The organism is Pseudoalteromonas sp. AS84, assembly GCF_038900255.1.
In the GTDB taxonomy this organism is placed as follows: Bacteria; Pseudomonadota; Gammaproteobacteria; order Enterobacterales; family Alteromonadaceae; genus Pseudoalteromonas.
On sequence record NZ_JBBMQY010000002.1, the window covers coordinates 58,674 to 72,970 of the forward strand.

Annotated in this window: 8 protein-coding genes; 2 read left to right on the forward strand and 6 right to left on the reverse strand. The window is 40.4% G+C overall.

Going from position 1 to position 14,297, the window contains the following annotated elements; translation table 11 throughout:
* Positions 1 to 87 precede the first annotated feature (87 nt).
* The 6 genes from WNY79_RS02670 to WNY79_RS02695 all read right to left on the reverse strand — a co-directional run bounded on the left by WNY79_RS02670 (position 88) and on the right by WNY79_RS02695 (position 7,347).
* The gene (locus WNY79_RS02670) at positions 88 to 1,401 is read right to left on the reverse strand and encodes an ATP-binding protein (RefSeq protein ID WP_342875043.1); all 1,314 of its coding nucleotides are present in this window, start codon (positions 1,399 to 1,401) and stop codon (positions 88 to 90) included.
* A complete protein-coding gene (locus tag WNY79_RS02675; RefSeq protein ID WP_342875044.1) occupies positions 1,401 to 2,732 on the reverse strand; it encodes a sigma-54 dependent transcriptional regulator in 1,332 nt (443 codons plus the stop codon). Before WNY79_RS02675 ends, WNY79_RS02670 begins: the two co-directional genes overlap by 1 nt.
* Positions 2,733 to 2,803: 71 nt before the next feature.
* Positions 2,804 to 4,012 (reverse strand): FtsX-like permease family protein, encoded by a 1,209-nt coding sequence (locus WNY79_RS02680; protein ID WP_294113158.1) that lies wholly within the window; start codon positions 4,010 to 4,012, stop codon positions 2,804 to 2,806.
* An 11-nt stretch (positions 4,013 to 4,023) separates the two neighbouring features.
* Positions 4,024 to 5,337 (reverse strand): ABC transporter permease, encoded by a 1,314-nt coding sequence (locus WNY79_RS02685; protein ID WP_342875045.1) that lies wholly within the window; start codon positions 5,335 to 5,337, stop codon positions 4,024 to 4,026.
* A 3-nt stretch (positions 5,338 to 5,340) separates the two neighbouring features.
* Complete coding sequence (locus tag WNY79_RS02690; protein WP_197185988.1) at positions 5,341 to 6,051, reverse strand: ABC transporter ATP-binding protein; 711 nt, start codon at positions 6,049 to 6,051, stop codon at positions 5,341 to 5,343.
* Positions 6,052 to 6,093: 42 nt separating this feature from the next.
* Entirely contained in the window at positions 6,094 to 7,347 is a 1,254-nt protein-coding gene (locus WNY79_RS02695) for an HlyD family efflux transporter periplasmic adaptor subunit (protein WP_342875046.1), read from the reverse strand.
* A gap of 698 nt (positions 7,348 to 8,045) precedes the next feature.
* Here WNY79_RS02695 and gltB point away from each other — a divergent pair.
* Entirely contained in the window at positions 8,046 to 12,503 is a 4,458-nt protein-coding gene (gltB, locus tag WNY79_RS02700) for a glutamate synthase large subunit (RefSeq protein WP_170070676.1), read from the forward strand.
* 9 nt (positions 12,504 to 12,512) lie between these two features.
* Positions 12,513 to 13,928, forward strand: a complete 1,416-nt coding sequence (locus WNY79_RS02705; protein WP_076924143.1) for an FAD-dependent oxidoreductase — start codon at positions 12,513 to 12,515, stop codon at positions 13,926 to 13,928.
* The last annotated feature ends 369 nt before the right edge of the window (positions 13,929 to 14,297 follow it).

Genomic DNA, 14,297 nt, shown 5'->3' on the forward strand with positions numbered 1-14,297 from the left:
TATTACTCAACCTGAACTCAGGTTATTAAGCTCTTTAAACACAAAGCCACTTCTTAAGTGGCTTTGTTGTTTTTAATTTGTGTAAATTTATGAATAAGGAAGGCTCACTTGTACGTTTAAGCCGCCCTCTATTTTGTTATGTAAACTTATATGCCCTTGATGCGCTTCTGCTATTTCTCTGCATAAAGCTAGCCCTAAACCACTCCCCGTACTTTTTGTTGAATAAAAGGGCACTAAAGCATTTGCCATTACTTGCTCGCTCATTCCTTTGCCGCAGTCGCTTACATTTATAACACATGTTTGGGGTACAAACTCGACCTGAATATGTATTTCATTGGCGTTGGAGCCTGACTCGTGTGAATTTTTTAATAGGTTTATCAGCAGCTGCTCGAGTTGGGCTTGATCAGCTTGTAATTCATTGTGTGAATTTTTTATTTCGTAGCTAAATTGCCAGTGATTTTTTAAATTATTGAGTGTGTTTTGCCAGTTAATCCGTGTTTTTTGTGGCTGAGGTAATTTAGCAAACTTGCCATAGCCTTGTACAAATTCAGTTAAATGACTAATTCGCTCATCAATAGTTGCAAATACACGGGCAAGGCGGGGCTCATCAACTTTATTTGCGAGCAATTGTGCGCTATGTAACATGGACGACATAGGGCCGAGTGAATTATTCAATTCGTGGCTGATAATGCGTATTACCTTTTTCCACACGGCAACTTCTTGGCGACTAAGCTCACGGGTTAATTGTTTAAATATATATAAATGATGCTTTTGGTTATTGAGTAAAAACTCCCCGGTGGCTAAATGCCAAGTTTGCGAGTCTTGATTCTCTATTTCTATATTAAAGAGGCCATCAACACCGTGCTCTATAGCTGCTATTAATTGCAGAGGCGAATTTTTGAGTAATTTACTTAGCTGCATACCTTCAAGGCGGGTTGCGCTATTAAATAAACTACGGCTAATTAAATTACTAAATACCACCGTATTATTATCATTGACCAGTAATAACGCTTGCGGCGAGCTTTGCAATACTTTATCAAGCATTAACTCGCGCTGGTAAATCCATTGTTTTTCTTGGCGAAGCTGTTTAGCGGTTTGATTATAAAGTCGGCATAGTTTTCCAAGTTCATCATTACTTTTATACGCTAGTAAGCTGGAGAGCTCACCATCTTTAAAATTAAGCAACCCGGTTTCGAGCGATTGCATGCCAAGCTTTATTGGCTTGGTGAGAGCTCTTGAAAGCAAGGTGCTAAATGCAAGCGTTAGTAATATTAAAAACAGAGTGTAGTACATATCAAAACCACTAAGTGCGGCAATAATAAAAACAGGCAGCGCGCTACAAAGTGCGCAAATTAACAGAACCTTTTGGCTTAGGGTAAAGTGGCTAATAATGTTTGGCATTAATAATCAATACCCATTTTTTGTAACCGCCTGTAAAGTGCTTGTCGGCTTAAACCAAATTCACGGGCCACTTTGGCTATAACACCTTGATGAGCGCGCATTGCGTGTTCTATTTCCTGTTTGGTCGGCTCTGCTTTTGCTTCTTGTTGAGCAGTAACCGATGACGAAAGTGCAAAGTCATCGACTGTAAGCGCACCTGTTGGTTTTAGTACCGCTACACGTTTACAAGCATTTTCTAGCTCTCGAACGTTACCTGGCCATTTATAATGTTGAAGTGCTTGCTCTGTGTTTATAGTCAGCTCTCGGTGAGGTAAAAAATGGCTAATAAGTGCTAAAACATCATCTTGTCTTTCACTTAGGGCAGGCACATTGAGCTCAATTACATTAAGACGATAATATAAGTCTTCCCTAAATCGACCTTGTTGAATTGCTTGTAGTAAGTTTTCGTTAGTAGCCGATATAACCCGCACATTTACCTTTCGTGTTTGTGTTGAGCCTAAACGTTCAAACTCGCCGGTTTGTAGTACGCGTAGTAATTTTATTTGTCCTGAAAGTGGTAAATTACCAATTTCATCTAAAAATAACGTACCGCCATCAGCTGCTTCAAATCGACCAATACGTTGTTTGGTTATCCCCGTGTATGCGCCAGCTTCAGCGCCAAAAAGTTCGGCCTCTATAAGTTCTTGCGGTAGTGCACCGGCGTTTACCTTAATAAAAGGTTGCGATACAAGCGGGGAGTTTTTTTGAATAATATGCGCAATACACTCTTTGCCACTCCCATTAGGGCCTGTAATTAATGCAGATATATCAGATTTAGCCACTTGAAGCGCCATAGTAACCAGTCGTTCCATCGCAGTACTTTTAAATATTAGCCCAGCAAGGTCTGCGCTTTTAAATGTACCTTCACGTTCTTGTTGATGGCGATTATGTGTCGCCACTATTTTTTTAGCACTGCCTAGCTCTATTAAGTTACCGATACAAACTAGTAGTTTTGCATCATCCCAGGGTTTTGGTAAGTAATCAGCAGCACCGGCTTTTACAAGCTCAATGGCGGTGGCAAGTTCGGTCCAGGCTGTAATAAGTATAATAGGTAGGTGTGGGTTTATTTCTCGTAGTTCATAAAACAACGTTTTACCTTCTTCGCCAGAGGTTGTGTCGCTGGTAAAGTTCATGTCTTGAATTACAAGCTCAATTCGTTGATAGCGAACTATTTGCAAAGCATCAAATGGATTTGTTGCAGTGACTACCGAAAAATCGTGGATCTCGAGCAACAATGAAAGTGCGTCGAGTACTGCTTGGTTATCATCAACAATGAGTATTTTATGAGTCATAGGTTATTTTTATAATTTTTTAATGGCTACACTGCCTTACTAAGCAGTGTAGCATAGTGATTTACATATTATTAAATAGTGCGAGTTGCGATACTGGGCGAAATATTGGCAGCGCGTTTAGCCGGCGCTAATACTGCAAGTAAACTCATTAAAAATACGGCAATGGCGGTAACGGCTATATAACTTGGCGGTAGTGCGGCTACAGAAAAATACTGCATTAACATTTTCCCAAGTAGTATTGCTGTTACTACACCTAAGGCTAAACCTAGGCTACAAATTAATGCATTTTCTACTAAAAAGTAGCTAACAATAGCTGACTTTCTTGCGCCAAGTGCTCTGCGTGTACCAATTTGCTTAGTACGTTTGCTAATATTAAATAAGGTTAAGCCAAAAATACCGAGAGCGGTTATAAGTACTAAAATAGTGATTAATACTATGAGCATGCGCATCATAAGGCGATCTTGAGCGGTATACTCATTTTTTAATTCATCAAGCCCTTTAATGTTGTTAATAACGCGTTTGCTGTAATTTTCGAGCATAGCATTTTCTATTTCTTTCATTACAGCTGCTCGCTGACCAGGCTTAGTACGAACGGCAACTTGTGCATAACTTGCTGCTTTAATATAAGGAATAAACGCAAGATTATCGGGTTTACTGTCTTTGAGCCACGGGCCTTTCATTTTTCCGATCACGCCAATAACTTTAAGTGGTAGGTCACCAAAATAAACTATTTTCCCTAAACCATCTCCATCAGGGTAGAGCTCATCAAGTAAGGCTTTAGTGACTATAGTGACGTTGGTACGCTTTTGTGTAATTTCGTTTGTAACGAGCACTTCATCTTCGGTAAAGTTTCGCCCTGCAATTAAGTTAACGCCGTAGGTATTAATTGCGTGGTCATCTATAAAAATATAAGCGGTCCTGACACTTAGGCCTTCTTGTGGAGCAGGTTTTAAATTAAAGCTCGAAGCGCTGCCACTCCCTGATAGTGGAATACTACTGCTTAATGCGGCATCGACCACGCCTGGCATTTTTCTAAGCATGCTTTCATCAAGCTCAAACTGCTGACTTAAGTTAATATCAGTACCAAAGGTCATTACATTAAACTTAAATATATCTTGTTCAGGGTAGCCCGTTTCTTGGTTTAAATAGCTAATTCTGTCTTGAATGATAAATGCAGCATTACTGACTATTGCCGTTGTGATTGCAATTTGAATTAGTAGTAATACAGCGCCCACCTTTGAGCGGCATAAGGCGTTAAATATAGGTTTTATTTCTAACATTGTGACATTCCTTATTGGCTCTTAAGATAAATAGCAGGATTGGTTTTACACACTAACCAAGCTGGGTACAAACCAGCTAAAATGCAGGTTGTAATTGCAATCAATGGGGCGCTCAATAGCATGGTTAAATCCATTGTCGCTAAGTTTTCATAGTAGTCGTAGCTTTGTCCTACGCCCATTAAGCCAAGTTGTGCTAGTACAATTCCTAGCATGCCACCTATAAAGCCAAGCATGGCGACCTCAACTAAGTGCTGTAAAAATATTTGCCTTTTACTAGCACCTAATGCGCGTCTTACACCTACTTCCGGCGCTCTGCGTAAAAACTTAGCTAAAAGTAAACCTAAAATATTGGCTAAGCAGACACCTAAGAACATAAAGCTCAGGCCCACTAAAATTTTATTGTCTTCGGTGACGACGTTGTTGTATTGCATCCATTGGTTTACATCGCGAAGTTTATACTCAAGTTCTTTACGATTAAATCGACCACGTTTTTGTTGTTCTTGCATATAGGCTAATAAGTAATTTTGATAGACTTTTTTTTGTTCAAGCGTATTTAGCTCTGCCCAAAACTGGATCCATACTTGCTCAGATTGCAGTTTATCTGCAAAGGTTGGTGTGTTTTCGTGTTTCCATCCATTGCTATTGCCCCAACTTACTAGCTCTTTTGCCTTTATTAAGCTAAAGGGCATAAATAACTCTTCTACTTGATTAAATGCACCGTTATTTAAATCATAATATTTAATATTGAGAGGCCAATGGTTAATAACACCAACTACTTGATAGCTTGCATCATCTAAGTAAATCAGTTCTCCGACGGAGTTTTGTCCTGCAAATAGTTTATCGTTTATCTCTTTGGTAATAACAACCACAGGTGCGGCTGAGTTTTCTTGCTCTTTGCTCCAAGCCCCTCCGTATAGAAATGACAAATTAAACATGCTAAAAAAGTCAGGCGTTGTCATGCGAGCATTACCTATAAAAGGCTTTATTTTGTCGGAGTCTAGATAAACTGAAAAGCCGGTACGCATCATAGCCACTTTTTTCTCTGACGTGGGTGCGTTTAATAAGTTCTCTGCATCTTGATAGGTCAGTTGCAGTGGCATGTTATCTTCTGTCCACCACGTAATACCATCGTCCATTGTTTGTAATTGCACACTGTAAAGTTGGCTGCTTTTTTCTGGAATAGGATCGGCCGACATCATGTGATAAACACTAAGGCTGGTCATTGTTATGCCTATACCTATCGCAATGGCAAGTACCATTAAAAAGCTAACCAGTGGGGTGCGCTTGAAGCTGCGCCAACTTAAATCTAAATAATGAATAAACATTAGTTAAACCCCCGAAGCTGTTTTTATAGTTTGCGCGCCCTGATAAAGCGTAAAGTCGGCAAGTTGTCCATCAACTACTTGAATATTACGCGGAGCACGACGGGCTAATTCGCTATCATGCGTTACCATTACAATAGTGGCACCGTCGCGATTGATTTGTTCAAGTAACTCCATAACTTGGCGAGCCATTAAGCTGTCAAGGTTACCTGTTGGCTCATCGGCAAGTAAAAAACGAGGTTCACCAGCAAGCGCACGGGCTATTGCCACACGTTGTTGTTGGCCACCAGAGAGTTGTTGAGGTAAGTGTTTAGCGCGAGATGCTAAACCAACTTGTTCAAGGCATTGCTCAATTCGACGTTTTCGCTCATTTGCTTTAATCCCTCTGTAGCGAAGAGGGACTTCTATGTTTTCATATAAATTTAAATCGGGGATCAAATTAAAGCCTTGGAATATAAAGCCAATTTTTTGATTACGTAAATCAGCACGTTGGTTATCGTTTAGGCTGCCAACATTAACGCCATCCAACAGGTATTCACCTTCGTTAAAAGGCTCGAGCATACCTGCAATATTTAAAAAGGTTGTTTTTCCTGAGCCGCTAGGACCAGTAACAGCAATAAATTCGCCTTCGTTTACGTGCAGGTTAAAGTCTCGAAGCGCATGGGTTTGTACCATTTCTGTTTGGTATACTTTACTTACATTGTTCATTTGTAACATGGTTGTTCCTAATTATTTTTAGCGTTGGTTGAGAACGTCTGTTTAATTTAATAAAATCGTGTTGGCTTGCTTAAAGTCGCTGTAGCTTGAAATAATAATTTCATCGTTTTCTTTTAGTCCGCTCAAAAGCTCAACCGCATTAATGCTGGTGGCACCTATTGTAATAGGTATGCGCTTTGCGATATTGCCATCGACTTTATAAGCTACAATTCCGCCTTGCTGCATAAATGCACCACGCTTTACTTGCATTACACCTTCTCGGTTGTCGAGTAAAATACGTGCAGTTAAGCGTTGGTTCTGACGAATATTGTTAGTAACACCTTTAAACCGGACGCGTGCTGTTACTTCACGATTATTTACTTCTGGTGATATGGCGGATAAATTCCCCATCACTGTTTCATTGCCTAACTTAAGCTCTACTTCCATACCGAGCCCTAATTCGTTTGCGTAACTTTCAGGAACTTGGAGTTCGGCTTCAAAATTACTTAAGTCGACGAGAGTCATAAGAGGTTGGCTTTGCGTCACTGCGGCTTTTTGTTGCACTAATAGGTTACCCACAATCCCTGTAACGGTAGCCTTAATAGATAGGTTTCTTACTTTTCGGATTAAGTCATCAACAATAAGTTGTTGGCGGATTACATCACTTTTAGCTGCTTGTAGTTCAAAGGCGAGCGTGTCTTTGGCAAGTAATACCTCTTGTTGTGCATGCTTATATGTGAGCCTTGCACGTGATAAATCATCAACTGCTTTTTCAAGATCAATTTGGCTGATTAAGTGCTTTTGAATTGATAACTGCGCACGACGATTTTCGCGCTCAGCGGCGTTAAGCTCAACTTGTGCCATATCGAGTGTTTTATTTAAGGTGAGTGTTTGGCGTCTTGCTTGCAAATGTTGCCTTTGCTGCTCGCCTTCAAGCCTTTTAAGTACAGACTCCTGTTGCTTTAATTCATTAGTCAACTCAGGACTTTGCAGCAGGGCAAGTGTGTCGCCTTGTTTTACTGTATCACCGGCCTTTACTTTTAAATCTATAAATCCACGTTCTGGGCTATAGATTTGAGGGGCATTGGCAGCAACAATTTTACCACTGGCGGCAATGTCCCGAATAAGCGCTTTAACATGTACTTTTGCAATTTGCACTTTTGAGCGGCTAATAGAGCTTTTAGCGCTATGGCTAGTTAAAAAAATATAAGCAATTGTAGAGACCACAATGAAAACAATCGCAGTGATTATTGCGTATTTTTTATAGCTGATAGGTGCCTTTACCTGTACATCTTGTGCGCTGGTATCTTTAATCATTTAATTCTCCCTACATTGCTTTTATGTATTCTTCGCACAGCAGTAATAAAGCTGCTGTGCAAATTGCGGCAATAGGAGAGAGTAAAAATAAGCTTAGAGTAAACATAGTAATTCCAATTAGCGATTATATATAAAGCTATACGATTAATATGCCAACAATTATGGTATTGATATTTAAGTGATTTTATTTTTTTGTTCTTTAAATTCATGTCCGCGGACAGTTTGTGTGTCCGCATCGGACACTGGTTTAAATAAAAATTCACTATAAACGTACAAAAAATGACATGAACTTTCATAACTATACTAATGAGCAGCAATAATCGGGGATGTTAAGTCATTAAAGTAATGAAATAGCACAAAACTATCTAAATGTTAACTGAATAGCCCCTCCGTTGCTGAATACTTATTCACTTTTTGTTGCCTTTACGTTTACGTAAGCTGTCACGACGAAGCCTTGTGTTTTTTACAATATGTTAAAGTTGACACCAGTGTCATGAAAAAATAGTGGTTAAAATAACGCTAAATGTTAAAAGTAATGGTAAAAAGAAATCTTGCTATGAAGTGAGAAATATTCAAGAATGTGAATATGTATTCAAAGTGCTATTGACTCTATTTAAGATAGAGGCTAGTTTTGTCCGTCTGTTAGCAAATCGTCGAGTAGTTCATCCACGCTAACAGTGCAGCAAGGGGAGGGGTCTATGTTATACGACTCAAAGTTAGAAAAAGAAAATTGTGGCTTTGGCTTAATAGCTCAAGTTAATGGTCAAGCTAGCCATAGGCTTATTCGTACAGCTATTACGGGGCTTGATCGCATGCAGCACCGTGGCGGTATATCTGCTGATGGTAAAACAGGTGATGGCTGTGGTTTATTATTACAAAAGCCAGATAGCTTTTTCCGTGCTATTGCTAGTGAACACAACTGGCACTTAGGCAAAAACTATGCAGTGGGTATGATATTTTTAAATTCAGATCCCGTTTTAGCGCAAGCTGCAAAAAAAATACTTAGTGAAGAATTAGAAAAAGAAACGCTAAATATTTTAGGTTGGCGTGTAGTACCAACCGACCCATCAATGCTGGGTCCTATTGCTGTACAGCAATTACCGGGTTTTGAACAAATTTTTGTTAGCGCGCCAGAAGGTTGGCGCTCTAAAGATTTAGAGCGTCGCTTGTACGTAGCGCGCCGCCGTGCTGAAAAGCGCATTGTTGATGACGAAGCTTTCTATATCGCAAGTCTATCTGGTTTGGTAACTATCTATAAAGGCTTAATGATGCCTGCAGATTTACCTAATTTTTATCTAGATTTAGCTGATATTCGTATGACAAGTGCGATTTGTGTTTTTCATCAGCGTTTTTCTACTAATACACAACCGCGTTGGCCTTTAGCTCAACCTTTCCGCTATTTAGCACACAATGGTGAAATTAATACTATTGAAGGTAACCGCCAGTGGGCACGCGCACGTTCATATAAGTTTGCGTCACCGCTTATTCCTGATTTACAAAGCGCAGCGCCGTTTGTAAACGAAACCGGTTCTGATTCATCAAGCCTAGATAATATGCTTGAGCTGTTTTTAGCTGGTGGCATGGATTTATTCCGCGCTATGCGTATGCTCGTGCCACCTGCATGGCAAAAAAACCGTGCAATGGACGATGATTTACGTGCATTTTACGACTTTAACTCTATGCATATGGAACCATGGGATGGCCCCGCCGGTATTGTTATGTCGGATGGTCGTTTTGCGGCTTGTAACCTTGACCGTAATGGGCTTCGTCCTGCGCGTTATGTAATTACACAAGATGGTTTTATTACGCTTGCATCAGAAGTAGGTATTTGGGATTACACTGCCGATGAAGTGGTTGAAAAAGGCCGCGTTGGTCCAGGTGAATTATTAGTCATTGATACTAAACTTGGCAAAATTTGGCACTCTGATGAAATTGATCAAGATTTAAAATCTCGCCACCCTTATAAATCATGGCTTGAAGAAAACGTTAAGCGTTTAGTTCCATTTGAAGAACTGACTGAGCAAGACGCCGGTAATCGCTCATTTGATGACGAAACGTTAGCTAAATATCAAAAAATGTTTGGTTATACCAACGAAGAGCTTGATAGCGTTATCCGTGTAATGGGTGAAAATGGTCAAGAAGCGACAGGCTCTATGGGTGACGACACGCCATTTGCTGTGCTTAGTGAAGGACACCGTTCGCTTTATGATTACTTCCGCCAAAAATTTGCGCAGGTAACAAATCCACCTATCGATCCATTGCGTGAAAACCATGTAATGTCGCTTGCAACGTGTATTGGTAGTGAGCAAAACGTATTTAACGAAACTACAGGCCATGCTAAGCGCCTACAGTTCGATACACCAATTTTAATGTACGCAGATATGCAGCAGCTATTAAATGCTGATGAAGCGCACTACAGCTACTGTAAAATTGACATTACCTACACAGTTGAAGAGGGTTTAGAAAGCGCGGTTACGCGTATTTGTGACCAAGCACAAGAAAAAGCAGCCGCTGGTTGTATTATGCTTATTTTAACTGACCGTAACTTTGATGAAACGAATTTACCAATCCCTGCGGCAATGGCTGTAGGCGCTGTACAAAAGCGCCTTGTTGATAACAACCTTCGTTGTGAATCAAATATTATTATTGAAACAGGTAGTGTGCGTGATGCGCACCAGTTTGCTGTGTTATTAGGTTTCGGTGCTACAGCAATTTATCCATACCTAGCGTATGAGTCGCTTGTTGCGATGAGCGACAGCAAAATTATTAATAAATCGTACTGCGAGGTTACTCTTGCTTACCGTAAAGCCATTAATAAAGGCTTATACAAAATTATGTCTAAAATGGGCATAAGTACGGTTGCGTCATACCGTTGTTCAATGTTGTTTGAAGCAGTTGGTCTATCTGATGCCATTGTTGACATGTGCTTTAAAGGTGTGGCAAGTCGCATACAAGGTGCATGCTTTACTGACTTTGATGACGATCAGCAAAGTTTGCACAAACTTGCTTTAAGTAAGCGTAAATTATTAAGCCACGGTGGTTTATTTAAGTACGTTCACGGTGGTGAGTATCATGCTTATAATCCAGATGTTATTCAAACACTGCAAAAAGCGGTGCGTTCAGGTGATTATAAAGACTACAGTGCGTACGCTGATTTAGTTAATAATCGCCCAATAGCGACTTTGCGCGATATGTTAGCGCTTAAATTACCTGAGCAAGGTATAAGCATCGATGAAGTAGAGTCTGCAGAAAACTTATACAAGCGTTTTGACTCAGCAGCAATGAGTATTGGTGCGTTATCACCAGAAGCGCATGAGGCGCTAGCAATTGCAATGAACCGCTTAGGGGGTTGTTCAAACTCAGGTGAAGGCGGCGAAGATAAACTACGTTATGGTACAGAGAAAAACTCGCGTATTAAGCAAGTCGCTTCAGGTCGATTTGGTGTAACGCCTCATTACTTACGCAGTGCTGACGTTATTCAAATTAAAGTAGCACAAGGTGCAAAACCAGGCGAAGGTGGACAATTACCGGGTGAAAAAGTAACCCCTTATATTGCAAAACTTCGTTATTCGGTACCGGGTGTTACGTTAATTTCGCCACCACCGCATCACGATATTTATTCAATTGAAGATTTAGCTCAGCTGATTTTCGATTTAAAACAAGTAAACCCTAAAGCACTTATTTCTGTAAAACTGGTCTCAGAACCAGGTGTAGGAACCATTGCAACAGGTGTTGCTAAAGCATATGCCGATTTAATTACTATTTCTGGTTATGACGGCGGTACAGGCGCAAGTCCGCTTACTTCTGTTAAATATGCGGGTAGCCCTTGGGAGCTTGGTCTTGCTGAAACGCAGCAGGCACTTGTTGAAAATGGCCTTCGTCATCGTATTCGCTTACAAACAGATGGTGGTTTAAAAACAGGTTTAGATATTATTAAAGCAGCGATTTTAGGTGCCGAGAGCTTTGGCTTTGGTACCGGCCCAATGGTTGCGCTTGGTTGTAAATACTTACGAATTTGTCACTTAAATAACTGTGCGACCGGTGTTGCAACACAAGACGAAACACTTCGTCAAAAGCATTACCACGGCTTACCAGAAATGGCGATGAACTACTTTAAGTTCATAGCTCAAGAAGCGCGTGAAATTATGGCAAGCTTAGGTGTTGCAAATTTAACTGACTTAATTGGTCGCCTGGATTTACTAGAAGAAATTGAAGGTAAAACAGCGAAGCAAAAGAAAATTGATTTATCTTCTGTAATTGCTCAGCCAAATAACCCAACAGGTGAGACTCTTTATTGCAGTGTACCTAATAGCTCGCATTATTTAGGAAAGCTCAATGAGAGCTTACTTGCTAAGGCACAAGAAGCAATTGATGCATCAAGCGGTATTTCACTAGTAAGTCGTATTTGTAATACGGACAGATCGGTTGGTGCAATGCTTTCTGGCTATATTGCTGATAAATATGGTAATCAAGGTATGGCGGCAGACCCTGTAGCAATTGAACTACATGGTACTGCGGGTCAATCATTTGGTGTGTGGAATGCTGGCGGTCTTGAAATGACACTGGTTGGTGATGCTAATGATTACGTAGGTAAAGGCATGGCGGGTGGTAAGCTAGTAATTCGTCCACCACTTGGTTCGTCTTTTGAAAGTCATAAAGCAACAATTGCAGGCAATACATGTTTATACGGCGCAACGGGTGGCAAACTATTTGCTGCAGGTTGTGCTGGCGAGCGTTTTGCAGTGCGTAACTCAGGTGTGCAAGCGGTTGTAGAAGGCGTAGGTGACAACGGTTGTGAATACATGACGGGCGGCGTTGTATGTGTACTGGGCAATGTAGGTGTTAACTTTGGTGCGGGTATGACAGGTGGTTTTGCTTATATTTTAGATGAACGAAATGATTTTGAAAAACGCATTAATCCAGAGCTTGTAGAAATAGTAACACTGGATGAATTAACATCGCATCAAGAGCATTTACGCGGCTTAATTGCCGAGCATTTAGAGCTTACAGGCTCATGCCGTGCAGAAAGTATTTTAGCTAACTTTGAATTGTACTTACCTATGTTTAAATTAGTTAAACCGATATCAAGCGACGTAAAAAGTTTACTCGGGCATCGCGCTCGCAGTAGTGCCGAACTACGTGTTCAGGCGCAATAAGGGGGCAGTATGAGCGAAAATGTATATCAATTTATAGACGTGCAGCGTGTAGACCCACGCAAGAAACCAATCTCGTCACGTAAAAAATCTTTCGTAGAAATTTACGAACCCTTTTCAGAGAATCAGGTTAACTCACAAGCTGACCGTTGTTTAGATTGTGGTAACCCATACTGTGAGTGGAAATGTCCAGTACATAACTACATTCCACAATGGTTAAAGTTAATACGCACAGGCCGTATTATCGAGGCGGCTGAGCTTTCTCATCGTACAAATAGCTTACCAGAGGTTTGTGGGCGTGTTTGCCCACAAGACCGCTTGTGTGAAGGCTCGTGTACGCTCGACGAAGAGTTTGGTGCAGTTACAATTGGTAATATTGAAAAGTATATTACTGATGAGGCATTTAAAATGGGCTGGAAGCCTGATATGTCTTATGTAACATGGACCGACAAAAAAGTAGCTATTATTGGTGCGGGCCCTGCAGGTTTAGGCTGTGCTGATATTTTAGTACGAAATGGTGTTAAACCAGTGGTGTTCGATCGTCACCCAGAAATTGGCGGACTACTCACATTTGGTATTCCTTCTTTTAAACTTGAAAAATCAGTAATGCAAAAGCGCCGTGAAATTTTCACTGAAATGGGCGTAGAATTTAAGTTAAATGTTGAAGTAGGTGTTGATATTACACTTGATCAAATTTTAGCTGATTACGACGCTGTATTTTTAGGGGTTGGTACGTATCAGAGTATGCGTGCGGGCCTTGAAAACGAAGATGCACCAGGTGTTCACGATGCATTGCCGTTTTTGATTGGTAATACGAACCGTGTAATGGGCTACGACGAGACAAAACAACCGTGTATTGATATGGCTAATCAAAAAGTAGTTGTACTTGGCGGTGGTGATACAGCGATGGACTGTGTACGTACGTCTATTCGACAAAATGCGGCAAAAGTAACCTGTGCTTATCGTCGTGATAAAGAAAATATGCCAGGCTCTAAACGTGAAGTTAAAAACGCGAAAGAAGAAGGCGTTATATTTACGTATAACGTTCAGCCTAAAGGCATTGTATTGGACGATAAAGGTAAAGTGACCGGCGTTAAAATGGTTAAAACTAAATTAGGCGAACCTGACGCAAAAGGCAGAAGCCGCGCTGAAGAAGTACCTGGTTCAGAGCATGTTATTGAAGCAGACCAAGTTATTATGGCGTTTGGTTTCCAACCTCACAAAATGGATTGGTTAGAAAAATACGATGTAGAAATAAACCACTGGGGTGGCATCAATGCACCAGAACAAGGTGAGTTTACACATCAAACTACTAACCCTAAAATATTTGCTGGTGGCGACATTGTACGTGGTTCAGATTTAGTGGTAACTGCTATTTTTGAAGGACGTAACGCTGCAGAAGGTATTATGGATTACTTAAAAGTTTAATTGCTCGTATTGATTAAATGATATTTAAAGCAAGCCAAGAGGCTTGCTTTTTTATTTGTTCTATTCGAATGTAATATCAACGTAATTTGTGGCAAACGGGGCTATATTCACACCGCCTTTTGTATGATTTTCTTTAGCCATATCTCCAGTTACTAACTTCATATAGTAACTACCAGAAAAAGTTGCTTTGTCATTAGTGGTTGTTCTTTCTAAGCCTAATGCGTTTACTTTGGCATCTACTAACCAGCTTTATGGGCTAGTTTCATGCATACAAACGTTTCCGACACTCCTTTATTCTTCATATTCTAATACTAGTTCGGTTAATTAAGTGGTCTATCTTGAGATAACAGAATCGTGTCGATAATAAGG

Bases quoted from the DNA above. Each gene is read 5' to 3' on its own strand.
- WNY79_RS02670 (WP_342875043.1), bottom strand. From the start codon at position 1,401: ATGCCAAACATTATTAGCCACTTTACCCTAAGCCAAAAGGTTCTGTTA.
- WNY79_RS02675 (WP_342875044.1), bottom strand. From the start codon at position 2,732: ATGACTCATAAAATACTCATTGTTGATGATAACCAAGCAGTACTCGAC.
- WNY79_RS02680 (WP_294113158.1), bottom strand. From the start codon at position 4,012: ATGTTAGAAATAAAACCTATATTTAACGCCTTATGCCGCTCAAAGGTG.
- WNY79_RS02685 (WP_342875045.1), bottom strand. From the start codon at position 5,337: ATGTTTATTCATTATTTAGATTTAAGTTGGCGCAGCTTCAAGCGCACC.
- WNY79_RS02690 (WP_197185988.1), bottom strand. From the start codon at position 6,051: ATGTTACAAATGAACAATGTAAGTAAAGTATACCAAACAGAAATGGTA.
- WNY79_RS02695 (WP_342875046.1), bottom strand. From the start codon at position 7,347: ATGATTAAAGATACCAGCGCACAAGATGTACAGGTAAAGGCACCTATC.
- gltB (WP_170070676.1), top strand. From the start codon at position 8,046: ATGTTATACGACTCAAAGTTAGAAAAAGAAAATTGTGGCTTTGGCTTA.
- WNY79_RS02705 (WP_076924143.1), top strand. From the start codon at position 12,513: ATGAGCGAAAATGTATATCAATTTATAGACGTGCAGCGTGTAGACCCA.